The 23,760-nt window shown below is 61.3% G+C and carries 25 protein-coding genes and 1 tRNA gene; 8 read left to right on the top strand and 18 right to left on the bottom strand.

All coding sequences use genetic code 11. The annotated features are described in order from the left end of the window. Positions 1-52: 52 nt before the first annotated feature. Together HBOR_RS13465 and HBOR_RS13470 are read right to left on the bottom strand one after the other, a co-directional pair. Positions 53-1,021, bottom strand: a complete 969-nt coding sequence (locus HBOR_RS13465; protein WP_006056211.1) for an ROK family protein — start codon at positions 1,019-1,021, stop codon at positions 53-55. A gap of 110 nt (positions 1,022-1,131) precedes the next feature. Then, positions 1,132-1,590 carry a universal stress protein gene (locus tag HBOR_RS13470; RefSeq protein ID WP_006056210.1) on the bottom strand — a complete coding sequence of 153 codons (459 nt, stop codon included), beginning with the start codon at positions 1,588-1,590 and terminating at the stop codon, positions 1,132-1,134. A 210-nt stretch (positions 1,591-1,800) separates the two neighbouring features. Between HBOR_RS13470 and HBOR_RS13475 the strand changes: the two genes are divergently transcribed. Then, complete coding sequence (locus HBOR_RS13475; RefSeq protein ID WP_006056209.1) at positions 1,801-2,541, top strand: SDR family NAD(P)-dependent oxidoreductase; 741 nt, start codon at positions 1,801-1,803, stop codon at positions 2,539-2,541. 73 nt (positions 2,542-2,614) lie between these two features. On the opposite strand, the gene HBOR_RS13480 is transcribed toward HBOR_RS13475, so the two are convergent. Both HBOR_RS13480 and HBOR_RS13485 read right to left on the bottom strand, forming a co-directional pair. Continuing rightward, positions 2,615-2,995, bottom strand: a complete 381-nt coding sequence (locus tag HBOR_RS13480; protein WP_006056208.1) for a DUF5611 family protein — start codon at positions 2,993-2,995, stop codon at positions 2,615-2,617. A gap of 113 nt (positions 2,996-3,108) precedes the next feature. Further along, on the bottom strand, positions 3,109-4,308 hold the full coding sequence (locus HBOR_RS13485; protein WP_006056207.1) for a DUF7093 family protein: 1,200 nt from the start codon (positions 4,306-4,308) through the stop codon (positions 3,109-3,111). 141 nt (positions 4,309-4,449) lie between these two features. Here HBOR_RS13485 and HBOR_RS13490 point away from each other — a divergent pair, with 141 nt between their 5' ends. Further along, on the top strand, positions 4,450-4,749 hold the full coding sequence (locus tag HBOR_RS13490) for a DUF6432 family protein (RefSeq protein WP_006056206.1): 300 nt from the start codon (positions 4,450-4,452) through the stop codon (positions 4,747-4,749). 63 nt (positions 4,750-4,812) lie between these two features. After that, positions 4,813-5,907, top strand: coding sequence for a CAF17-like 4Fe-4S cluster assembly/insertion protein YgfZ (ygfZ, locus tag HBOR_RS13495; RefSeq protein ID WP_006056205.1), 1,095 nt, complete (start codon positions 4,813-4,815; stop codon positions 5,905-5,907). A 97-nt stretch (positions 5,908-6,004) separates the two neighbouring features. On the opposite strand, the gene HBOR_RS13500 is transcribed toward ygfZ, so the two are convergent. Further along, positions 6,005-7,087 carry a geranylgeranyl reductase family protein gene (locus HBOR_RS13500; RefSeq protein ID WP_006056204.1) on the bottom strand — a complete coding sequence of 361 codons (1,083 nt, stop codon included), beginning with the start codon at positions 7,085-7,087 and terminating at the stop codon, positions 6,005-6,007. Positions 7,088-7,204: 117 nt separating this feature from the next. On the opposite strand from HBOR_RS13500, the gene HBOR_RS13505 reads away from it, so the two are divergent. Continuing rightward, a complete protein-coding gene (locus tag HBOR_RS13505) occupies positions 7,205-7,963 on the top strand; it encodes a hypothetical protein (protein ID WP_006056203.1) in 759 nt (252 codons plus the stop codon). 21 nt (positions 7,964-7,984) lie between these two features. On the opposite strand, the gene HBOR_RS13510 is transcribed toward HBOR_RS13505, so the two are convergent. Beyond that, positions 7,985-8,977: a WD40/YVTN/BNR-like repeat-containing protein gene (locus HBOR_RS13510; protein ID WP_006056202.1), complete on the bottom strand. Its 993-nt coding sequence runs from the start codon at positions 8,975-8,977 to the stop codon at positions 7,985-7,987. Positions 8,978-9,128: 151 nt separating this feature from the next. Between HBOR_RS13510 and HBOR_RS13515 the strand changes: the two genes are divergently transcribed. Continuing rightward, the gene (locus HBOR_RS13515; protein ID WP_006056201.1) at positions 9,129-9,332 is read left to right on the top strand and encodes a hypothetical protein; all 204 of its coding nucleotides are present in this window, start codon (positions 9,129-9,131) and stop codon (positions 9,330-9,332) included. 265 nt (positions 9,333-9,597) lie between these two features. Here HBOR_RS13515 and uvrA read toward each other — a convergent pair whose 3' ends face one another. Further along, complete coding sequence (uvrA, locus tag HBOR_RS13520) at positions 9,598-12,546, bottom strand: excinuclease ABC subunit UvrA (protein WP_013440700.1); 2,949 nt, start codon at positions 12,544-12,546, stop codon at positions 9,598-9,600. 94 nt (positions 12,547-12,640) lie between these two features. Continuing rightward, entirely contained in the window at positions 12,641-12,994 is a 354-nt protein-coding gene (locus tag HBOR_RS13525; protein ID WP_006056198.1) for a cell division protein SepF, read from the bottom strand. A gap of 120 nt (positions 12,995-13,114) precedes the next feature. Between HBOR_RS13525 and HBOR_RS13530 the strand changes: the two genes are divergently transcribed. After that, on the top strand, positions 13,115-13,807 hold the full coding sequence (locus HBOR_RS13530; protein ID WP_013440701.1) for a DUF1028 domain-containing protein: 693 nt from the start codon (positions 13,115-13,117) through the stop codon (positions 13,805-13,807). A gap of 623 nt (positions 13,808-14,430) precedes the next feature. Here HBOR_RS13530 and HBOR_RS13535 read toward each other — a convergent pair. After that, positions 14,431-14,913 carry an RNA-binding protein gene (locus tag HBOR_RS13535; RefSeq protein ID WP_006053503.1) on the bottom strand — a complete coding sequence of 161 codons (483 nt, stop codon included), beginning with the start codon at positions 14,911-14,913 and terminating at the stop codon, positions 14,431-14,433. 140 nt (positions 14,914-15,053) lie between these two features. On the opposite strand from HBOR_RS13535, the gene HBOR_RS13540 reads away from it, so the two are divergent. Beyond that, positions 15,054-15,362, top strand: a complete 309-nt coding sequence (locus HBOR_RS13540) for a DUF7562 family protein (RefSeq protein WP_006053504.1) — start codon at positions 15,054-15,056, stop codon at positions 15,360-15,362. 171 nt (positions 15,363-15,533) lie between these two features. Beyond that, positions 15,534-16,856, top strand: coding sequence for a ribonuclease catalytic domain-containing protein (locus tag HBOR_RS13545; RefSeq protein WP_006053505.1), 1,323 nt, complete (start codon positions 15,534-15,536; stop codon positions 16,854-16,856). Between the two features lie 81 nt (positions 16,857-16,937). Here the strand turns inward: HBOR_RS13545 and HBOR_RS13550 are convergent, their stop codons facing one another. The 9 genes from HBOR_RS13550 to HBOR_RS13590 all read right to left on the bottom strand — a co-directional run bounded on the left by HBOR_RS13550 (position 16,938) and on the right by HBOR_RS13590 (position 23,753). Then, positions 16,938-17,171 (bottom strand): DUF7385 family protein, encoded by a 234-nt coding sequence (locus HBOR_RS13550; protein ID WP_013440702.1) that lies wholly within the window; start codon positions 17,169-17,171, stop codon positions 16,938-16,940. A gap of 72 nt (positions 17,172-17,243) precedes the next feature. Beyond that, positions 17,244-17,648, bottom strand: coding sequence for a CBS domain-containing protein (locus tag HBOR_RS13555; protein WP_006053507.1), 405 nt, complete (start codon positions 17,646-17,648; stop codon positions 17,244-17,246). Positions 17,649-17,736: 88 nt separating this feature from the next. Beyond that, positions 17,737-19,479, bottom strand: coding sequence for a thrombospondin type 3 repeat-containing protein (locus HBOR_RS13560; RefSeq protein WP_006053508.1), 1,743 nt, complete (start codon positions 19,477-19,479; stop codon positions 17,737-17,739). 209 nt (positions 19,480-19,688) lie between these two features. Further along, a complete protein-coding gene (locus HBOR_RS13565; RefSeq protein ID WP_241432285.1) occupies positions 19,689-19,892 on the bottom strand; it encodes a hypothetical protein in 204 nt (67 codons plus the stop codon). Positions 19,893-20,140: 248 nt separating this feature from the next. After that, positions 20,141-20,212 (bottom strand) — tRNA-Ala (locus HBOR_RS13570). A gap of 270 nt (positions 20,213-20,482) precedes the next feature. Then, the gene (gene rpsJ, locus HBOR_RS13575; protein WP_006053510.1) at positions 20,483-20,791 is read right to left on the bottom strand and encodes a 30S ribosomal protein S10; all 309 of its coding nucleotides are present in this window, start codon (positions 20,789-20,791) and stop codon (positions 20,483-20,485) included. After that, entirely contained in the window at positions 20,792-22,057 is a 1,266-nt protein-coding gene (gene tuf / locus HBOR_RS13580; RefSeq protein WP_006053511.1) for a translation elongation factor EF-1 subunit alpha, read from the bottom strand. Between the two features lie 188 nt (positions 22,058-22,245). Then, complete coding sequence (locus tag HBOR_RS13585) at positions 22,246-23,202, bottom strand: homoserine dehydrogenase (RefSeq protein ID WP_006053512.1); 957 nt, start codon at positions 23,200-23,202, stop codon at positions 22,246-22,248. Then, positions 23,199-23,753, bottom strand: a complete 555-nt coding sequence (locus HBOR_RS13590; RefSeq protein ID WP_006053513.1) for a hypothetical protein — start codon at positions 23,751-23,753, stop codon at positions 23,199-23,201. Before HBOR_RS13590 ends, HBOR_RS13585 begins: the two co-directional genes overlap by 4 nt. Between the last annotated feature and the right edge of the window lie 7 nt (positions 23,754-23,760).

Consider the following 23,760-nt stretch of genomic DNA (forward strand, 5'->3'; position numbering starts at 1 on the left):
AAGGAGGTAACAGAAGTAGGTGGTCGTCTCGCAACCAACGGGCCGTCCCGTCCTACAGACGAGACCGGTCGCCGGTCCCGCCGGTCATCGCACTCGCTAACGCTCCCTGCACCACGACTTCGTCACCCAGCGTCGTCAACTCGATCTGTGGGACGTTCACCATCACCATCTCGTCCATCCGTTCGCGGATCGGGTCCAAAGTGAGGTCTGGATTGTTGAGGGCGACGGCACCGCCGACGTAGATTGTGAGTGGGGCGTACGCGTGGACGATATTGGCGATGCCCATCGCGTTCCAGTGGCCGACCTGATCGACGACGTAACGGGCGAACTCGTCGTCTTCGGCGTGGTTGAACACGTCGGCCGCAGAAAAGTCGGGATCGTCAATCGGAAGCGACGTTTCCACGTCGTCTTCCTCGTAGAGAAATTCGGCGTAGCGCGGGATATTGTTGCCCGAACAGTACGCCTCCCAGTGTCCGTCGTGTCCACAACCGCAGGTGAGGAGTCCCTGCGGGTCGAGCGTCATATGCCCGACTTCGCCCGCGTTACCGTCCCATCCGGAGAGGACGTTACCATCGACGCAGACGCCCGCGCCGACACCCGACGAGATGGTGACGTAGACCATGTCGTCGGGGTTCCGTTCCGAGTGGAATCGTTCGCCGATGACGCCTGCGTTCGTGTCGTTATGAAGGTAGACACGTTCGGTGTCGAGGAGAACTGACAGCGGTCCCGTAAGCGGGATGCGGTCGATTGTATCGGGGAGGTTCGCCGGGTTTTCGACGGCACCTTCGGCCAAGTCCAGCGGACCGATGGAAGCGACGCCTGCGGCGACGGCTTGGTTGGGTCTGATGCCCGCTTCCGAACACGTCTCGCGGACGACACGAAGAATCGCTTCCGTCACCGCAATTCCCGTCGGACCACGAGGCGTTCCATCGCTACGGCTGGCGATGACAGTTCCGTCTTCGTCGGCTACGACCGCGCGGATGTTAGTCGCCCCGAGGTCGACACCCACGTAGTAGGCCATTATACGGATACGTGTTTGCCCGGCACTTAACTAAGAGGTTTCTCACACGGATCCGAGTACGTGTTTTACACGAGAGTAGAGACCCGCGGAATCGAGCGCGTCAGGGACGCTCACTTCGTGTCAGCTCTGACGAACGTGACCGGGCAGGGTGCAGAGAGCATCACTTCCTGTGCGACGCTCCCGAAGACAGCTTTCCCGGCAGGCGACCGCTTCCGACCGCCAACGAGGACGCGGTCTGCGTCTACGTCGTTTGCGAGGCTGACGATTGACTCGCCGTGGTCGCCGACGCGCCCACGGATGTCGTACTCGACACCCGCCTCGTCGAGTGTATCCACCAACTCTCGAATCGTCGAATGTCGCATCGCGACGTCGTCGGCGGATACCTCGTCGGCCGTCGTGTCGAAATCGAGGTTGTCGAGCGCGGAGTTGTACTCCTCGCGTGTGAACACGTGAGCGAGAACGACACGAGCGCCGGTCGGTCCGGCAACGTCTATCGTCTCGTCTGCGAGTCGTTCGAGCCTGTCCGCATCTCCCGGTCCGACAGCTAAGAGAATGGATTCTATCGCCATACAGCACAGAAGACTCTCCGTTCCCTTAACTGTAGCGACTGTTTTACTCAAATCCGAATGAAAATTTGGTCCGCGCGACCGAGACTAGTCACTCACAGAGTGCGTCACATGCTATCATTATGTATTTTGCTTTGTGACAGGGGATCAGTTACTCCGAACCACAGATAGCGAGGCGGACAACAATATATAGGCGCCAACCGACCACCTGGTATGCTCTCTCCACAGTTGGACGGCCGCGTTGCGTTGGTGACTGGAAGCGCGCACGGGGTCGGACGGGCTATCGCGCTCCGCGCTGCCGCCTCCGGTGCCGCCGTAGCGGTTCACTACCACACGAGCGACGACGCCGCCCGCGAGGCGGCCGCAGAAGCCCGTGAACTTGGCGCGCCAGCCGCGACCACGGTTCAGGGGGACGTGACTGATCCCGACAGCGTGGACGCGATGTTCGACGCCGTCGAAGCCGAGTTGGGGACGGTGGACCTCCTCGTGAACAACGTTGGTGACTTCGCCCCGGTACACTGGGAAGAGATCGACTTCGGGACGTGGAAACGCATCATCGAGACGAACTTTTACGGGACCGTTCTCTGCTCGAAGCGTGCCCTCGCAGGGATGCGCGATCAGTCGTGGGGACGCATCGTCAACATCGGCTACGCTGGGAGCGAGAAAGCGCTCGTCTACCCGAAGAACTTCCCGTACTTCGTAGCGAAGACGGGCGTCCTGATGTTCACGCGGATGCTCGCGGCGGATACACAAGATGACGGCGTGACGGTCAACGCCGTCTCGCCGTACGTGGTGGATACCTCCGATGAGTTCCCCGAAGACGCGCCGCGCGGCCGGTGGGCGTCCGTCGAAGATATCGCGCACGCGGTGGCGTTTTTCTGCCACGAGGATTCGGGCTATATCTCCGGCGAGAACGTCGAAATCGACGGCGGATGGCTCCCGGAGACACTGTGACGAATCGAATCAGCGGTACGCGGCGCTACCGACCTAGCGAACGAGAGTCGTTCGCACGGAAGAGAAGTACCGTTCAGTAGTCGGGTGCATCGTCTTCGACGGAGCGTTTCAGCGAGTCACGGCGGGACTTCGCGTCGCGTCCGGTCGCTTCGAGGAGGAATGTGTTCTTCGCATCGACGGCTTCCCCCGCGGCTTCGAGTTCGTCGGGGCCGAGCTCCGTCGGGTCGCGCTCGGTGAACTCGACGGCGAGTTTGTCCTTCTTGCCACTGTACTTCACAGCGCCAGCGATGATGCGTTCGAAGACAGGGTTCGAGGGTTCACCGACGACGTAGAGGTCGCTTCCCTTGTACTCCTCGGTCCCGGTAATCGTGCCGAACATCTCCTCGACGTACGACTCCATGTCCGGAACTCGGTCATCGAGGGTCTCACCACGACGCATCTTGTACTCCTTCATGGCCCGTGATTTGACAGGCGACGGTTTACCTGTTTCGTCCCTCGTCGCTTCTTATGCCCTATAAAAGCGTCTCGCGCCGCCTATAAGCGGTTTACAAGTGTGGCGGTCGTCGCCTACAGTTTTCGTTCGGCGATGTACCCCTGCTTGCACTCGGGACAGATGTCGCCCGCGCGCATCGACGAGGCACCCGCCGTCCGGGCGTGACCGCAGTTAGGACAGTAGAACTCGATCCGGTCGTCCGGAACGTCCGACTGGAGTTCGTCCTGCTGCTCCGCACGAGTGAATCCATCGGTATCACCGGCCGTGATGTACTCTTCTTCGTCCGCGTCGGAATCGGCGGCTTGCCCGTTCGACTCGGGCGTGAGTCCACCGAAGGACACGTCCGCCGGGACACCGTCTGACGGTTCGGCCGCGAATCCTTCGTCTTCGCCGTCCTGTACAGGCCACGTCGTGTTTTCGTCGGCGACATCCTCGCGTTCCGGCCACTCGCCGTGACCGCGGTCAGGACTGGACTCCGAGATCTCCTCTTCGTCAGCGTCGATGAACTCAGCGTCGTCAGTAACGTTCTCGGGCGCGGGGTCGTCAGCTTCGACTGGTTCGTCGTTCTCTATCGCCGCGGACTCTCGTGCCGCCATCTCCGGGTCGGGACCCGCCTCTTCGGGCCACTGCGTCTCGTCCCGTTCGGTCGCCTCGTCGTCAAGGATGACCGCGTCGTCCTCGTCGGGTGACTCCGGCGGTTCGAAGTCGTCATCGTTGAACGAGGACTCCGAACTGGTATCGCCCGACGCTTCGGCCGCTTCAGGTCCGTCCGCGTCCTCCACGGGCGAGGATACCGTTGCGTCGTCAGGTTCGGCCTCGGCGATGTGCGTCCCGGCGTCGTCGGCAGGCGTCCCGGTATCGTTGGCAGGGACCCCGGAACCGTTTGCGGGCGCTCCGGCGTTGTCAGCGGGCATCTCGGAACCGTTAGCTGACGCTCCAGCACTGTTAGCGGACACTCCCGCACCGCTTGCGGGTGTTCCGGCACTGCTGGCAGACGTTCCCGTGTTGTCCGTCGTCTCGGGTCCGGCCGAAGACTCGGTCGCGGTTACGGGGTCTGCCGCCTCCGATTCGGCCGCTTCGTCCAGTCCCACGTCTTGGGGGTCCCGAATAGAAGTGACCTCTTTGTTCTCGCTGACGACGTGTTCGTCCTCGCATCGCTGGCACACCTGAATCTCCCGGATGGTAACGACGACCTCATCGCCGTTTTCCTCGCGTTCGCGTTCTATCTCGGGGTCCCCGTACTGATGCCCGAGTAGACGGCACTTGAGTCCCATTACCCGCTTTTCGGAAACTCAGCGACTAAAATGTACCCCCTCGTTGTCCGACGCTCGGCAGACGCCCGCTCACGAATGACAGTGACAATAGTCAGCACGCGCAGGGGACACTATAAACCGAGTGCGGACGATGTAGCGAACATGAGAGCGCGGCGGGAGTTTCGAAATCGGCGGGACGTGGAGGTATCCGTCCTCGACGCACTCGTTGATCGGGCCGAAGAGGGAATGACCGTCTTCGAGTTGCGCGCGGCCGTGGACGCCGACATCGATACCATCGAGGAGGCGTTGTCATCGCTGAAGTCGGACGGACTCATTACCGTCGATAGCGGCGAGGACCGAGTCGTAATCTTACCCGACGACCGCGTCGTGCCCGACCCCGGCGAGGAACCCGAGGACGAACAGAGTTTCATCGACGCCATCCGGGACCGGTTTGGATTGTAGGGATCCGGCGAACGCCGGGGCATGACGCGGACGTTTTCACCCCCCAGAATAGATACGGAGGTAATGACCGTCGTAGAGGAGATGCACGAGCGGTACGGCGCGACGTTCGAGACGCGCGCGGGGCGACGCGTCGTCCGCGACTACGGCCGACCGGAACGAACCACCCGCGCCGTCCGCAACGGCGCGGCGGTGATGGAGATGGGCTACGGCGTCGTCGTCGTCGAAGGCGACGACAGAATCGAATTCGTAGACAACGCGGTGTCGAACCGCGTGCCCGACGCCGACGGCGAAGGCGTCTACGCCCTCCTGTTGGACCCACAGGGCCGTATCGAGACGGACATGTACGTCTACAACGCGGGCGAACGGCTTCTCTGTTTCACACCGCCCAAACGCGCCGAACCGCTGGTCGAAGACTGGTCGGAGAAAGTGTTCATCCAAGACGTGTCGATCCGCGATGCCACCGCTGACTTCGGCGTGTTCGGCGTCCACGGTCCCCAATCGACCGAGAAAGTGGCGAGCGTCCTCAACGGTGCGGCCGCGCCCGAACCGGCGCTTTCGTTCGTCCGCGGATCGATGGGCAACGCTGGCGTGACAGTCATCGCAGGCGACGGACTCGTGGGTGAGGAAGGCTACGAAGTCGTCTGCACCGCCGACGCCGCCGCGGACGTATTCGACACGCTCCTGACCAACGGAATGAACGCCGTGCCGTTCGGCTACGCGACGTGGGACATGCTCACTGCGGAGGCGGGAACGCCCCTGTTCGACACCGAGTTAGTCGGTCGCGTGCCGAACGTCCTCGGCCTTCGCAACGCGCTCGACTTCGAGAAAGGCTGTTACGTCGGACAGGAAGTCGTCTCGAAAGTAGAAAACCGCGGTCGGCCGAGTCAACGTCTCGTCGGTCTCCGCCCCGAAGCACTTCCAGAATCCGGCGCGGCGGTCTTCAACGGCGATTCGTCCGTCGGCGAGGTCACGCGTGCCGTCGAAAGTCCGATGCTAGAATCGCCGATTGCCCTCGCACTCCTCGATTTCGATGAAGACGCCTCGACGGTGCAGGTTCGCGTCGATGAAAAAGAGGTGACGGCGGACGTGGTTTCGCTACCGTTTGTGGACGGGAGCGATACCTCGCGGCGACTTCCGGCCTATCCCGACAGCGAGTAACGGCTTGCCGGCGGTGGCTTGACAGCAGCAACTTGACGGAAGCAACTTGATGGCGGCAACTTGGCGGCGGCGACTTGACAGCGGTTGAGTCTCGCTCTCAGCGACCGAGCAGCTTTGTGAGGTGTTCCCGCGAGAAGAACGACGTCGGTTTGTCCATGTGGACGCCAATTTCACCCGAGAGCGACCGCAGTCCGAAATGTTGGACACGTTCGGGCAGCGAGTACGCGCGGCGGATCCAATGGCCCATTGCGATCTCCTGCGACAGTTCCGACCGCCACGCCGACTCGTAGTCTCGGAGCGTCGCCGGGTCGTCGGGATCGATGGTATCGACGGCGCAGTCTGCGGCGGTCATGCCGTAGAGGATGCCGCCGCCGGTGAACGGTTTTGTCTGTGCGGCGGCGTCGCCCAGGAGGAACACCCGGCGCGTGGTGACGCGGTCGGGCGGGCCAATGGGGATACCGCCCGAACAGAAGTGCGTCGTCTCCACGTCGTAGGCATCCGTGAGTACGTCGAACATCTCGTTGACCTCCGCACCCGGTGGGGCGGCGAGACCGTACTCGACACCCGCGTCGCCGCGCGGGATGCGCCACGCGAAAAAGCGCGGGACAGTGAGATGTACGTCCACGAAGTCGCTGTCGTCAGGGGCTTCGTCGAACGCGAGGACACCGTGAAGTATCTCCTCGGGTTCGTCCAGTCCGGCCTGCCGACGGACGCGCGAGACGGGGCCGTCACATCCGGCGACCATCTTCGCCTCGATCGTCTGCTCGTCACCACCCGCGGAGACGGTGAGTTCGACGCCGTCGTGGCGTTCTTCGACGTTCGTGACTGTATGTCGTTCGCGCACGTCGGCACCGGCGTCTCGCGCACACGCTGCGAGCGTTCGGTCGAGTTCGACCCGGTCGATAACGTTCGACACCTCCTCGTTCTTGTAGAACGGGTAGTCACGTGAGTTCGGGCCGCCGACGTGGAAGTTTGCACCGTAAATTCGGTTCTGAAAGAGCGTCGTTTTGGCTTCGTCGGGAACGTACGCCCAGATATCGGTGCTGACGTGGCCGGAACAGGCCAGTGGCGTTCCGACCTCACCTTTCTCGAAGGCAACGACGTCGTATCCCGCCTCGGCGGCCCGGCGGGCGAACCGTGCGCCTGCAGGTCCGACGCCGACGACAGCGAAGTCGTACATTACTACGGCGTTCTTCGGGGTCGAACAAATACCTTCTTTGTCTGCACAGCATCGGAACGAGCGCAGGAGTTGACACAGAGCCGAAATGATAAGTCAACAGATCGAAAATAATCCAACATGCGCCGGGATGCCCCCCTCGCCGCCGTCCTCACACCCGTCGCGTTCACCAGTTATCTCCTCAGTCTCCGCGTCCGTCCGGGAGTGGTGAACGACCCACGAACGGTCCTCCTGTACATCGTGCTATTGGCCGCTATCGGATTACTGGTTGTCGTCGGGCACCGCCGGGGACTGCTCACGCCACTCCCAATCACCACCGTACTGTTGTTACTCGTCCCGTGGGTTGGGTTCGGCCCGCGCGTCGGTCCCGGACCGAGAGGTGTCGAACCCGAATCGCTCATCGTCTTCGACTTTCTGGTCGGCGTCGCCCTCGCCGGAACTGTCGTCCTCTCCCTCGCTGTGGTTGAACACCTCGCTCTCAAGCATCCTCGGGTGAACGACGCCCTCGACGGCGAGACGGGCGTCGGTTCTCTCTCCGTCGGCGTCCTCCACGCCGCTATCGTCATCGGTTTCTCCGGACTCCAATTCCACTCGTTAGAACCCGCCACGGTCGGCCTTGCAGTCTGGGTCACGACCGGTCTCGTTTTCCTCGGGGCGGTGCCCATCTACGTCGCTCTCAAGACAGGGCGACTCTCACCTGCCGGCGTCATCGGGACGGGGGTTGGACTCGTCCTCGTTGCACCAGCCGGCGGGCAGTTGTCGTTCGGGTCGCTGTACGCCGTCTGTTGGCTCCTTCCGTTCGTCCTCTCGTTGCTCGCCGCAGACGCGGAACGGCGACTGCGACGACGACACGCGAACGAATCGAGTGTCAAGGCCTGAAACGATAGCTCCCAGATTTGCTCAGGGTGCCGAGGACGGAACGACGACGAGTCCGCTCGGGACCTGTCGTTCGAATGCGTCCGGCCAGTCGATGCCGACGCGTTCGAACGAGTCGCCGCCGTCACCCGTCCGGTACAGACCGCGGTTTGTGACGGCGTAGAACTCACCACCGCGGCGCCCGCGGTCGAGGACAGCGCGGACGATACCCGACCCCGTGGGAATCCCCGAACCGAGTTGTTCCCACGTCTCGTCACCCGTACGCCGGTACAGATACGACTCCGCGTGGTCAACGTTGTGCGCGACGCGAGCGCTCTGCGCGGCAGAGACGAGAATACGGGAGGGATCAGCGGCGTCTACGGCGACGCTCCAACAGTACTGATGATTCAGGCCCTTCTGCGGATACGTCCACGTCTCGCCGCCGTCGGACGTCTCAGCGTAACCGTCGCCCGCTGCTGCCCACGCGTGGTCGGGGGCATCCGTGTGCGTCGCCATCGAGTGTGTGTCTCGGCGGGCCGACGGAACGCGATCCGACCACGTCTCACCGCCGTCGTGTGTCTGAATTAACGCACCCGCCTCGATACTGACGTACAGGTGGTCGGGATCGTGAGGATCCGGTTCGATCCACCGGACGTGGTGGGTATGTGGCCGCGGCGGGAACGACCACGAGGACGCAGAGGACAGGTCGGTCAGACCGTTGAGTTTGGTCCACGTCTCGCCCGCATCGTCCGACCGAAACACCGCACTCGGTTCCGTTCCTGCGTACACCACCTCGGCGTCGTGCGGGGAGACAGCGACGCTTGTCACCGACTTCGGGAGCGTATCTTTGCCAACGCGATGCCACGTTTCGCCCGCATCATCCGTCCGATGGAGTCCCGTATTGAACGTTCCGCAGAACGCGCATGCAGGTGCTGCGTCGGCAGATTCGAGACACTCCACGTCGTAGCCGTCGAACTTCCGGTGTGCGGCCGGTGAGTCGTCTCCGGGACCGTGGGCGACGAGAACGCCCCCGCGCATCCCGACGTAACAGATAGTCACGAGTACACCTACCACGTCAGGTAACTTGACAGTTGTGTGAGTAGTAGCCGCCTGTCACGAGCCGACCGGAATTATCTATTTCGAAAATCAGTTGCACAGATTCATTGTCTTCCAATTTGACAAACGAGATATGTCTGCGAACGTAACGGCGAGATACGCGCTCGGGATGTGTGGACTCGTCGTTGGCGGGTTCTGGCTGGCGGGGTTCCTGCTCTCCGTTGAGGTGGGGGCCGCCGCAGGGTCGAACACCGTCACGGCAACGAAGAGCGTCGGCATCTTCTCGCTTGCTATCTCGCTCTCCGCGGCTGTAATGCTTCTCGCTGTCGTAGAGTAATCCAGCCACCAGATGAGCAGCGACGTGAGTCTCCCTCGGATAGGAGGCGACGTGTCTCTGCTCTCCGATAAGAGGCGACGTGTCTCTGCTCTCCGATAAGAGGCGACGTGTCTCTGCTCTCCGATAAGAGGCGACGTGTCTCTGCTCTCCGATAAGAGGCGACGTGTCTTTTCGTTCGGATAAATAGCGACAGGTCTCTGTCTTTCGGTCGTGAGAACGGGAAGAAAACAGAATGATAAGCGAAAACGACTGGTGACAGGATGTGTCAGTCGTCGCTCGCCGCTTTGGCGGGTTTGCGGCGGTCCGAGCGCGGGCCGTCGATCTCTACGTCGGGAAGGAGGTCACGGAGGTACCGTCCCGTGTGCGACTGTTCGACTCGCGCAACTTCCTCGGGCGTGCCGGTGGCGACGACTTCGCCGCCGTTCTCGCCGCCTTCTGGACCGAGGTCAACGATGTTGTCGGCGTTTTTCACCAAGTCGAGTTCGTGTTCGACGACGACGACGGTGTTGCCGTTATCAGTGAGGCGTTGCAGAACCTCGATGAGTTTTCGTTCGTCCTCCTTGTGGAGGCCCGTCGTCGGTTCGTCCAAGAGATAGAGTGTGTCGCCCGCCTGCTTTTTGCCTAACTCCTCTGCGAGTTTAACGCGCTGGGCCTCTCCACCCGAGAGCGTCGTCGAGGGCTGTCCGAGCGTCATGTAGCCGAGACCGACGTCTTCGAGCAGTTGGAGACGGCGACGAATCTGCGAGTTCGACTCGAAGAATTCGAGGGCTTCAGACACCTCCATATCCAGCACGTCAGAGATGGTTTTGTCCTTATACGTCACATCGAGTGTGGCGTCGTTGTAGCGCGCGCCGTCGCACTCCTCGCAGGGCACGTACACGTCCGAGAGGAAGTTCATCTCGATCTTCACTGTCCCCTGCCCGCCGCAGGCCTCACACCGGCCGCCCTTGACGTTGAACGAGAAGCGACCCTTCTCGTAGCCGCGTTGCTTCGAGAGTTTGGTCTCCGCGAACAGTTCGCGGATGTAGTCGAAGACGCCGGTGTACGTCGCGGGGTTCGAACGCGGCGTCCGGCCGATGGGTGACTGGTCGATGAGGCGAACCGTCTCGATATGCTCGATGCCCTCGATGGCGTCGTGATCACCGGGGTGGACGGAGGTGTTGTCGTTCATCGTCCGCGCGAGACCTTTGTACAGAATCTCGTGCATCAGCGTGGATTTGCCGGATCCGGAGACGCCCGTGATGGCGGTGAACTGCCCGATTGGGAGCTCTACGTCGAGATCTTTTAGATTGTGTTGCCGCGCGCCGCGGACGGTGAGGAAGTTCTCGGAACTGCGGCGCTCGTCGGGGACGGGAATCTCCTTGCGCCCCGAGAGGTAGTCGCCAGTGATAGAGTCGTCAGCCGCGCAGATATCGTCGAAGTCTCCCTGTACGACGACTTCGCCGCCGCGTTTGCCCGGACCGGGACCCATGTCCACGACGTTGTCAGCGCGGCGCATCGTCTCCTCGTCGTGTTCGACGACGATGAGCGTGTTTCCGAGGTCGCGGAGTCCTTCGAGCGTGTTCAACAGGCGGTCGTTGTCGCGTTGGTGGAGCCCGATAGAAGGTTCGTCAAGGACGTAGAGGACGCCGACGAGACCGGATCCGACCTGCGTTGCGAGACGAATCCGCTGGCTCTCGCCGCCCGAGAGCGTCGAGGCCTCTCTGTCGAGTGTGAGATATTCGAGACCCACTTCCTCCATGAAGCCGAGACGGGCGCGGATCTCTTTCAGAATCTCCTCGGCGATGGTGCGCTCCCTCTCGTCGAGTTCGGCTTCCAGCCCCTCGAAATGTTCGAGCGCGTCGCCGATGCTCATTCGGTTGACTTCAGTGATGGACGTATCGGCGACGAGGACGTGCCGCGATTGTTCTTTCAGACGCGTGCCGTCACAGTCCGGACAGGTGGTGACGGCCATGTAGTCCTCGATGTGTTCGCGCGTCGAGTCGGAGTCCGTCTCGACGTGGCGGCGTTCGAGGTTCGGGATAACACCCTCGAAGCGCTTTTCTTTCCGGCGCGTCCCGTTGCGCGTCTGTCGTTTGAACACGACCTGTTCGTCGGTACCGTAGAGGAACTGTCGCTGCACGTCCTCGTCTAACTCCTCGAACGGCGTGTCCACGGAGACGTCGAAGTGAGCCGCCACCGAGTCGATTCGCGTGCGGTAGTACGAGCGGTTGTACGACCACGGTTCGAAGACGTGCTTGACCGGCTTCGAGGAGTCCACAACGACGAGGTCCTCGTCCACCTCTTTGGTCTGCCCGAGGCCCTCACAGGCCGGACACGCACCGTGCGGGCTGTTAAAGGAGAACGACCGCGTCTCTATCTCGGTAAACTGGAAATCGGAGTTCGGGTTCCCCAACTCCTCCGAGAACTGGACGACGAGTCTATCGTCGCCCTCGCCCGCGAGATCACCCGTCGAACGCGTGTTCGAGCCGAACGGCACGTCTTCCGGCGGGTCGGGGACGACGAGTTTCAACACGCCGTCGGCCTCCGTCAGCGCCGTCTCGACGCTGTCTGCGATACGGGACCGGTCTTCGGGTCGAATCTTCACCCGATCGACAACTACGTCGATGGTGTGGTCGTAGTTCTTGTCGAGATCCGGTCGGTTGACCGTGAGATCGAACGCTTCGCCGTCCACTTCGACGCGGGCGTAGCCGTCGGCGACGAGTTCGTCGAACAGATCCTCGAACGCCCCTTTCTGGTCGCGGACGACGGGAGCGACGATTTTCGCTCTCGTCCCGTCAGGAAGCGAGAGAATCTGCGTGACCATGTCCTGTGCGGACTGCTCGCCGACCTCTTCGCCCGTGAGAGGGTCGTACTGCGTCCCGACGCGAGCGTACAGGAGGCGGAGATAGTCGTGCAGTTCGGTGACGGTGCCGACGGTGGAACGGGGGTTGTTCGCCGCGTTCTTCTGATCGATGGAGATCGCAGGCGAGAGACCTTCGACGGCCTCCACCTGCGGTTTGTCCATCTGCCCGAGGAAGTTACGGGCGTACGCCGACAGCGACTCGATATACCGTCGCTGGCCTTCGGCGTAAATCGTCTCGAAGGCGAGCGACGACTTGCCCGACCCCGAAAGACCAGTAACGACGGTGAACGCTTCACGAGGAATCTGGACGTCGAGGTCTTTGAGGTTGTGTTCTTCGGCACCCCGTACCTCGATAAAGTCCTTGCTCATCTACGCCCGGGTACGGGAAGCGCACGGCTAAAGCCATCGGTTGCGGTGGTTTAACACATTGAGACAGGTGCCTCGGGAGGAGGTACGAGACGAACTACGAGAGTTTCTCGCGGCTAACGGCGACGCCCGTCGGAGTGATGATAATTTGGTCGTCACCCTTCTGGACGATATCACCGTCAACTTCCTCGGCAACCTGTCGGAGGTCGTCTACGATGTGTTCCATCGTACTGTCGGAGGTCGTGTGTCGCGTGATGTCCGCAATAACGAGGTCGCCGTCGTAGACGGCGTCCTTGATGCTGACGACGTCCTGTTTGTCGCCAATAGTAGCAATTCGAACGCTCATTCCCGCTTCGCCGCGAGCGGTGTCGAAGTCATCTAGATCGAGTTCGACATAGTCCTCAGTCGTGTGGTTGTCACCTCCACTGAGGATTTTGCTCATGATGCCCATGCACGCAACAACCGCTAGCGTCGGGTTAGTTCTTACGTCAGACGACCGTCTGACGCGACAAAATGGGAGCTGTGTGCCGCCAAACCGAATTTTTTGCGCCATGCCGCCAACGCACACAACGTGACCTTCAGCATCTGCGTCCGCGAGACGTACGACGACGAGGTGGGTACCGAACAGACGCGATTCGGTGTCGCGGTGACGACGCGTCTTCCCGCCGTTGGAGCGCTCTGTCCGTTCGCCTCCGAGAACGGCGTGGTGGCGACACAGAGCCTCGTCAACGTCGAGTTGGGGGAGAAAGGAATCGACTATCTCGATGACGGACTCGCCATCGAAGACGCCCTGCAAGCGCTGTTGAACGCCGACGAAGGGCGCGAACAACGCCAACTGCACGGCGTCGGATTAGACGGGACGTTCGCATTTTCGGGCGCGGAGTGTCAGGGATGGTTCGGACACCGCGTCGGGGAGCACTACACCGTCGCCGGCAACCTTCTCACCGGTGAGGAGGTTATCGACGCTGCCGCAGACGCCTACGAGTCCGGAAACAGGGACGACCCTCTCGCAGTGCGACTGATCGAGACACTAGAAGCGGGCCACGAAGCGGGCGGCGACAAGCGCGAGGATCTGACAGTGCAGAGCGCCGCGCTCGTAGTGACGACGACGGAGGACCAAGCGCCGACACCGTACTACAACGACCTGCGCGTGGATGCGACGCGGACGCCGATTTCCGACCTCTACGAGACGTACGAGACGGCCAGAGAGGGGTACGAGGCGGCGATAGCGAAGTATCAGAACGAGCAAAACAGCGAAGCGTAAGGGAGTGTGGCGTGGTACGTTGCAAAGTAACGGATTATACGTGGAACAGGCGCAATATCACGGCCTTCAGGCCGTGGATACGCGCCGTCATTCTGGGCACCAGTCTACCGCTCAAACGGACGCTCTGAGTTTCCTACGAGAACTTTAATTGACAGGCCGCCGTACCGAAGGGTAGGAATCGGTCGGAACGGAGCGGATTCTGAACCGTCCTACGGAGGCGGCCTGTCCGCCTACCTAACGAGGCAATATCCGAAAGGGCAATCGGTGAACGCACATGCTCGAAGCGTGTGTCTGTGTTGACTGCTTGAAGCGAACCAGACGATACCCCCGACTCTGCTGATGCCTGCTGGCGTCCCCGTGGCCAAAACAACACCGGGACGCCATACACGGTCGAGGATAGGGGTAACAGCGGTTTGGCACCGCCATCAGTCCACCAGTCCGATGCTGTGGGACTACCCGTGCCCAAAAGGACTGGTAGTCCAGTGATTGGACTGCAAACCTGAAACTCCCACCGCTCGGGATTCCTCCACCTTCAGGCGGAGGAGGATGTCAAACCGTGGTACCTGTGGTGTGATGCGTTGCAGAGCAGTGCCTTACGAGGAACGAGACGGGAACAGTGAGATTCAGACCGCGAACTCGAAGAGGTCGTCGCCGACGTGGTGAAGCGACTCGACGACTTTGCCGGAGTCGCCGACCATCTCTGCACCGGGTTCGAGGGCGCGGCCGACGGCGAGGACTTTGCCGTGCGTCTCCTCGGCGATGAGGACGAGATCACCGGGTTCGATGTCGTCGTCGGCATCGACGATACCGGGGCGCATCACGTCCGCGCCGTCGCTCACGAACGAGATGGCACCGGCGTCAACGGTGACGACGTTCTTCGTCGGTTCGTAGGCGTTTGCGCCAGCGACGGTGAGGAACGGCCGTTCGTCGTCCATATAGACGACGACAGGGTCGCCGTCCACGAGGACAACATCGAAATCGGCGTCCGCGAGTTCGACCATCTCGTAAGCGTCGCCGTCCATCTGGACGCCTGTCTGTGCGGCAATCTCCTCCTCCAACTCCGAAATCTCATCCGAACGGAGATGGTGACGGGATTTGACGTTCATACCACGGCAGAGGATAGCGTCGTGAATAAATCGACCGTTATTCGAAGGCCAAGACGGTCACGACCGTCGGAACTACCGTTTCGACATCATATGTCTGACGCGGAACAAACGCTAAGTGACGGGAGCGCCTGCTGAGTCGTATGTGGCGTTCCCGGACCAACCGGGACCGGAAAACGGTCGTTTGTCTCGCCTGCGGGACGTCCGTCCTCCGTGGCGAAGCCCGCGAGTACGACAAAGAGGGAGACCGCTGGAACCGGCAGGGCAAGGAGTTCGAACACCTCTGCAAGGAGTGTTACCGAGAGCTGTGTCACCAACCGCGAGCCGAACTCGAATCACTCATCCTCGGCATCGAAGAAGACACGCTCTCTCAAGAAGAGTTTCTCAAACGTTACTTCGACGCGGTCGAAGAGCGGTACAGCCAGACGGAAGAGACCGAACGCGAACGCTGATTCCGTCAGGTCGCGTCGGGTCGAGTCAGTCGGGGTGGGTCGGGTCCACCGCCGACGGATTCGACCCGCCGCGTTCCGGGTTCAGCCCGTCGTTCGCCGAAGCCGTCCCGAAATCGAATCGGTGCGGCCCCGTGCGACACGCCTAACTACCTCTCGCGTTAAGTGCTCTCCATGTCGAACGACGCGCAGGCGCAGGCCGGGACGGCCGAGGGGCAAGGCCCCGTCGAAATCAGTCCCGATGTCGCCCGGCAACTGCAAGATAAACGCGAAGAACTCTTCGAGGAGTTCGAGATTCGTGATGCGTTCCCCGGTCCGGTTCTCTCCGAGGCGCGCGAACGAACGAAGGGTGTTCAAGACGAGATACAAGAAGAGGTCGAACAGCGGCAGGATCTCCGCGATCTGACGACGTGGACGACCGACCCTATCGACGCACAGGACTTCGACGACGCCATCTCTATCGCAGAAAACGAGGAGACGTACACGCTGTGGGTCCACATCGCCGATGTGACCCATTACGTCCACCCAGGGTCGGAGATGTGGGAAGAAGCCGTAAAACGCGGCAACACCGTCTATCTCCCCGCTTACACCATCCACATGCTCCCGCCGATACTGGCGGAGACGGTGTGTTCGCTTGTCCCCAACGAGGACCGTCTCGCTCACACGGTCGAGATGGAGATCGACAAAGAGACGCTCTCGTTCGAGGAGATAGACATCTACAAATCCGTCATCGAATCCGACGAACGTCTCACCTACTCGCAGGCGGAGGAACGCTTAGACGACGAGAGCCTCCCCCTCCACGAGGAGTGCAAACTCGTCTTCGAACTCGCAGACCGGATGCACGAACAGCGAAAAGAGGACGGATCACTCGTCCTCAATCCGAGTCGTGACCGCGCCCATACCATCATCGAAGAGTGCATGCTGAAGGCGAACAAAGCCGTCACGCACGAACTCATGTGGGGTCGCGGTGTCGAAGCGATGTACCGCGTCCACCCGCAACCGACGCCCGACCAGTGGGACAAGGCGCTCCGTGAGATAATGGAACTCGACGGTGTGAAGATTCCGAGCGCGAAGTTCGACGATCCGCGCAAGGCCGTCAACGCCGCCCTCGAAAACTCGCCGGGACGCGCCCTCAACAAGATTCAGCGCGCCGTGCTGAAGGTGATGCCGCGAGCGAAGTACATGAACGACCCGTTCGGCGGGCACCACGCCCTCAACTTCGACATCTACGGCCACTTCACCTCGCCCATCCGCCGTCTGTCGGACCTTATCAACCACTGGATCGTCCACGAGAACGACGTCCCCGAGGACCTTGTCGAACTCTGCGACCGCGCTTCTGATCGGCAGAAGGACGCAGAGACCGCAGAGCGACTGTACAAGCAGTTCCTCGAAGAGGTCGGACTCGACCCCTACGCAGTGAACAACCGCGGTATCGTCACCGTTGACGACGACGGCAACGTCGTAGACGAAGACGGTCTGCCGCCCGCAGAAAACTAACTCATCGAAGCACGGTCGGACGCGACTATCCGAGAGATAGCCGGCGAAGACCGAATTTCGATTCCACTATCGGGTCGGTCGCTACTGTTTGTGCGTGAATAGCACCACTTTCTCGTCGTGCGTCGTCACGCACAGATCGAGCATCCGACTCAGTTCGAGACTGCTGTACTCCTCCTCGCAGACGACGAGGTCGTCGAACGGTTCCTCGCAGGCCGGACAGGCGATGCTCACGGTGTTTCGGTACGTCGTCACCCCATCGACGGACTCGTTCGGCGTCAACGAGGTGGTGAGTTCGTCGTACTCCGCGTCGTCCATACTGACCTCTGCGTAGACCGCACGCTTAGTGGTACCGATGGACATAACGAAGAAAACCGCAAGTCCCGAGCGTTACGACGGACTCGGAGCCTCGGCCGTCGAGAGGTAGGACGCGAGGTCGGTCGTGCTGATGATCCCGATAACACCCTCGTCGTCGTCCACGACGGGAACGTGGTGGAAGCCGTGCTGCATCATCGTATCCGCAACATCCTGGATGGGCACCTGTGCCGTCGTAGTCACCACATCGCTCGTCATGTATTCGGAGACAGGCGTCTGGTCTTTTGGCTGTCGTTCAGCGACGATTTGCACGAAGTCAGTCGTCGTCAAGATGCCGAGCAGTTGGTTGCCGTCATCGACAATGAGAACGGAACCGACACCGTTCTCCATCATCAGTTTCGCGGCGTCCTCAACGAGCGTATCCACAGAAACAGTGTGCAACGTCGTGGACATCAATCGGGCGACGAAGATATCTTCCATAAATATACATTGAATTCTCCACTGATAAGCGTAGCGACAGAAACAGTATTCGGGGCGACGGGATCAGTCGAACGACGGTGACGGGTTGTTAGACCGCCGTGGCATTCACCTCATACGAGATGAACCCTTCCGTCGAGTCGCCGCTCACGCGTACGTAGTACGTGCCATTCGTGGCGGCGGTAACTGTGAGGTCGTCCGGGTCGCACATGCCAACACCGCAACTCGACGTATCCGATGCGATTTCGGACCCGTCAGGTGCGACGAGCGCGACGGCAACGTCACTCCCGAAGTTGTTGCTGTGCCGTCGGAGGTCAACCGTTATCTGCTCGCCCGACTGTGCGTCGAGAGCGAACCAGTCGTGTTCGCCCTCACCGAGTATCGCTTCGGCCGGTTGACCGCTGGCCAGCGTGGTTGCACTCGACTGGGCATCGTCCGGTTCGAGTCCGTCGGGTCGCGCCGTGTTCACCTCGAAGTGGTAGCCCGAGAACGCGTCGTCGTGCTCTGTGACGACGATGCGGTACGTCCCAGTCTCCGGTGCTTGTGCACCGAACGGGATGGTGTCGGCATAGGACACACTCGTATCGAGTTCGGTGCCGGACGGTGCGTACAGCGTTGCTCGGGCCGTATCGGGACCACCTCCGAACGGAATCCGGATGTATGCGTCCTGATCGACGGAGAACGTGTACACGTGGCGCTCGTCGCCCGAAACGTCGCCCTCGTACGTTTGATTGAACTCGATCTGGGTCGTACCCAGCGCCCTGGGATCAGTTTTCTCGCCGTCAAGCGTGACGACCGCCGGTCCGTCCAGCGAGAACGAGGTGATGTTCCCGGTGAATTCCACGGAGTCGGTGCCAGCCGTCGGACCGACACTACCTGACGCAGCAGTGTTGTTGATCGTGTCCTCGAAGTCGTCTCGCGGCGTGAGCGTGCCATCGACGCTGAACTGGTAGTTCGCTTTCCCGTCCTCGGCACCGTCCTTCGTAACGACGAGTGTGTGCGTCTCGGGAGAATTTCCGTACGTACTCGGATCTATCTCTTGCCCGTCAAGCGTGACGACCGCCGGTCCGTCCAGTGAAAGCGATGTTATTTCGCCGGTGAACTCCACGGAGTCGGTGCCGGACTGGGGACCGACGCTACCTGATGCGGCAGTGTTGTTGATCGTGTCCTCGAAGTCGTCTCGCGGCGTGAGCGTCCCATTGACGACGAGTTCGTAGTTGGCTTTCCCGTCTTCGGCACCGTTTTTGGTGACGCTCAGGACGTGCGTTTCGGGCTGGAGGTCCGACGGCTGGACGACGGTGCCGTCAAGGTAGAGGACGGCAGGCCCGTCCAGCGAGAACGACGTTGTCTCACCCGCGAAGGCAACGGTGTCGTTGCCGGCGGTGGGCCCGACGCGGCCCGACGCGGTGTTCCCGTTGAGCGTGTCCTCGAAGTCGGACAGTCCCGAGAGCTGTCCGCTCGTCGTCAGGGAGTAGTCGGCGCGGCCGTCCTCAGCTCCGACTTTCGTGACGCGGAGCGTATGCAGGTCGGTCCGATCCGTCCCGTCAACCGTCTCCGCGCCGTCGTCGGTGCCGTCGCCGTCGGTGTCGGCGTTGTTCGGGTCCGTTCCCCATCCGTTCACTTCCTCGCGGTCGGTGAGGCCGTCGCCATCGGAGTCGGTGGCAGTCGCCGCTGACTGGAGGGTGGTGTCGTCGTAAACTGCCGCGGCGTTAGTTCCCGACGCTGCCGCGGCAGTCGTGCCGAGAAACGCCGTCGAGAGGACGACGAGTACAGTCAAGAAGAGAGCCAGTACAGCGAGTCGAGACGTTCGAGTGGGCGCCACGATCGACGACATCAGCGAACACCCCACGTCTGTCGAACGACCGGGAGTTGATTCATCGTACACCGTAACCGAGAGTACTGTTCGTGGACAAAAATAAATTATTCAACAATACGTGAAGGAGTCGTGTAATATTCTTGACCGAACATACTGTTCGAAAGATAGAGTCTGAATTTGTCACGTCGGAATGGAATCGATACTACGAGAAGTGACGGTGTATCCACTCAGCGTGTAGCCGGCAGGGAGAGGGAGTTGTGGGAAACCCAGTCTTTCACTCGGGTACCGACCTTCTCGCCCCACTTGGCCGCAGTTGCTTCGATGCTGTACTTCTCGTCGAGTTTTGTGTATAGTTTGTGTGTCAATTTCTTAACGATGTAGAGTATCACCCCGTTGAGACCGCCCGTCACTGCCGTCTTGCCCAGTTTCAAGACCTCCGTTCCTGCCGACTGGGCGTACTGCCCAGTCCCTCGTGGGGATTCGAACCCCGGTCTATCCACTGCGCGTACGGGAGCCGAAACAGTCCCAGCGAACGTTCTATTTGTTACTCAGGCATATCGAACGTTTGGATATCGGATAAATAATCTCGTGGACTCGCGGGGGTCCCGCGAGCGAGTTCACGAGCGAGTGGGACCAAGCGAGTCCATCGACTGGAGTGAACGTAGTGAACGGAAGGAGATGGACTCGCGGGGATTTGAACCCCGGGCCTCTTCCTTGCGAAGGAAGCGATCTGCCACTGATCTACGAGCCCGCATATGCTTCGAAGGCGTGCGATCATTTGTACCTTCTGTTTCGCGTTGGGATCGGCACGTCGTCGCACAGGGCAGCTCTAGATGTCGAAGAGACGACCAGCTACGCGGGTGAAATAGAGTAGAACGGAGAGACTCGGCGCTCACGAACTGAGACGCAGAAGAACGGCGCGTGCGCCTTAGCGTCGTGGACCGTACAAAACGGTCAGACGCGCGCCTGTTCGGTATCGAACGCCGTCTCAACGGCGCGGGTCGATGCGGGGATCCCCCAGTCAGTCTTCGAGAACGATCTCGATACTGACGTCGCTGGGGACCTGAATCCGCATCAGCTGGCGCAGGGCGCGTTCGTCAGCGTCAATGTCGATGAGACGCTTGTGGACGCGCATCTCCCAGTGCTCCCACGTCGCGGTCCCTTCACCGTCGGGAGACTTGCGGGCGGGAACTTCGAGGGTTTTCGTCGGCAGCGGAATCGGGCCGCTGAGGTTGACGCCCGTCTTGTTCGCAATTTCGCGGACGTCGTCGCAGATGTCGTCGAGGTCGTCCGGGCTGGTCCCGGCGAGACGAACGCGTGCCTGCTGCATCTATCGCTCGTTGACCTCGAGGACCTTCCCGGCCGCGATGGTCTGACCCATGTCACGGACGGCGAAGGAACCGAGTTCCGGAATGTCACCGGACGGTTCGATGCTGAGCGGCTTTTGCGGTCGGACCGTCACGACAGCCGCGTCGCCGGACTTGATGAAGTCCGGGTTCTCCTCTGCGACCTCACCCGAGGCGGGGTCGAGCTTCTGGTCGATCGCTTCGATGGTACACGCGACCTGCGCCGTGTGGGCGTGGAAGACCGGCGTGTAGCCAGCGGTGATGACCGAGGGGTGCTGCATGACGACGACCTGCGCCTTGAACGTCTCGGCGACGGACGGCGGCTCGTCGGCGGGGCCACAGACGTCACCACGGCGGATGTCGTCCTTACCGACGCCACGGACGTTGAATCCGACGTTGTCACCGGGACCGGCCTGATCGACTTCCTCGTGGTGCATCTCGACCGTCTTCACTTCGCCGCCAACGTCGGACGGCTGGAAGGAGACGTTGTCACCGGGGTTGAGCGTACCCGTCTCGATACGTCCGACGGGGACGGTACCGATACCCGAGATGGTGTAAACGTCCTGAATGGGCAGGCGGAGCGGCGCGTCCGTCGGCGGCTCCGGTGCCGGCAGGTCGTTAAGTGCTTCGAGGAGCGTCTTCCCGTCGTACCACGACGTGTTGTCCGACGCGTCTGCGATGTTGTCGCCCTCGAACGCCGAGATAGGGACGAACGTCGCGTTGTCAGACTGGAAGCGGACCTGCTTCAGCAGGTTCTGGACCTCTTCGGTGACCTGCTTGTAGGTGTCTTCGCTGTAGTCGACAACGTCCATCTTGTTGATGGCGATGATGAGCTCGCCGATACCCAGCGTACGGGCGAGGAAGACGTGCTCGCGGGTCTGCGGCGCGACACCGTCGTCAGCGGCGACGACGAGGACCGCGTTGTCAGCCTGCGAAGCACCCGTGATCATGTTCTTCACGAAGTCACGGTGGCCCGGACAGTCGACGATGGTGAAGTAGAACTCGTCGGTGTCGAACTCTTGGTGGGCGATGTCGATGGTGACACCACGCTCACGCTCTTCGGCGAGGTTGTCCATGACGTAGGCGAACTCGAAGCCGCCCTTGCCCTTCTCTTCTGCTTCTTCTCGGTGCTGCTCGATTACGTGTTCCGGGACGGATCCTGTCTCGAACAGGAGTCGCCCGACCAGCGTACTCTTACCGTGGTCAACGTGGCCGATGATGGCCAAGTTCTGGTGCGGTTTGTCACTCATGGATGGGTCACGCGCTAAGGCGCTCTGTGATGCCGTGTTTGGCCTGAATGCACTAAAACCATTTCGATACGTATACGCGCCGAGACGGCCGTGTATTGCGTTTCGTGGGACCGTATACCACGCATGTGTTGTGTTGTCACAACCAGCCAATATCGAGCGACAGGAGGCCCGAGGGAGCGGTCTTCCGCTTAATCGAGGCGGCCAATATCCGCTAGCACCGCCGATGCGGTCTCCGGACCGCCCGCGCCCCGACCGCTGATATTGAGTTGGCCAGCGTGCTTTGTCTCCAATTGGACGATGTTTCTGGTGCCTGAAACAGCAAGCGCAGTGTTCTGTGGGACGAGGCGCGGACTGACGCGCACCCGGTCGGGCGTGGACTCACCAATGAGACGAACCGTTTGCCCGTCCTCCGCCGCTAGTTCCAGCGCACTCCCAGGGATGTTCGTAATTCCCTCAACGTTGGCGTCCGCCAGCGTGTACTCCCGTTCACCTTCGGCGAGGACGTTCGAGAGGATGACACACTTCAGTGCCGCGTCCGTCCCCTCCACGTCAAACGAAGGGTCTGCCTCGGCAACACCGAGGTCTTGTGCCTCCGCGAGGACGTGTTCGTAGTCCAATCCCTCAGTTGCCATCCGCGAGAGCACGAAGTTGGCCGTCCCGTTGAGGACGCCGCGCGCGGCGGTGACGTGTTCGGGCGAGAGGTCTTCAATAGTAGAGAGGACCGGAATCGCGCCCCCGACGGTCGCCTCAAATCGAACCGATCCCGCATTCTCGCGTTCGAGCGCCATCAGGTCCGCATACCGCTCGGCGACAGGACCCTTGTTCGCTAACACGACATCCGCGCCGCGTTCGAGCGCGTGGCGTACGTGGGAGAATCCCGGTTCAGCGTCGCCGAGCGTCGTCGGCGTCGCCTCCACCAACACGTCGTAGTCGGCGTGGAGCGCCGACTCGGGGTCTGCGGACCCGACGCGACCCTCGTCGTGTTTTTGTTTGAGTACCGACGCCGGGTCTATGCCGTCGGCATCCACAACCGCCGAAGCGGAGTCAGCGAACGCCGTGACGGTGTGGCCGTACGACTCAGCGAGTTCGACGACCGACCCGCCGACGGCACCGGCACCGAGGACAGCGAGGCGCTTGCCGCTCATGGGCTTGCCTCCGTCAACGGTTCGATGACGTGCAAATCCTTCTCGCGCGCGACAGTGCGGATAACGTCGAGTGCGTCCTCAGTTCGACCGGAGTAGGTGGCCAACCGCAGGCTCGCGCTCGACACTTCGTCTCGCCCTTCGGGCGCGTTCAACGAGATGTCCGCAAGCGATGCCGACGAACACTGTTCGATTCGTTGGAGCGTATCCGAGAGGTCACTATCGACGAGGTGACCGACCAAGATGACAGTGAGCGTCTCACTGTACTGTTCGGCCCCTGCCTGCATGACGTTCACCCCCTCCGAGCGAAGCGCGTCCACGATTGTATCAAAGCGATCCGGTGGGCACTCTAAATCGACTTCTACGGGAATGCGCCCGCGCGGCGTGCGATTGCCCCGTTCGTGGAAAATCGAGAGGAGGTTACCCCCGTTTTCGGCGATAGGGCGGAGCGCGTCGAGCAGTTGCCCCGGTTCATCGGCGAGTTCCAGGCGAATCGTGTGCGGCTTCGGCTGTTCGCCACCGTCCGGTTCGGGGACGGCTTCAGCCTCGGTCATCGAGCCA

This window comes from Halogeometricum borinquense DSM 11551 (genome assembly GCF_000172995.2).
Lineage (GTDB): Archaea > Halobacteriota > Halobacteria > Halobacteriales > Haloferacaceae > Halogeometricum > Halogeometricum borinquense.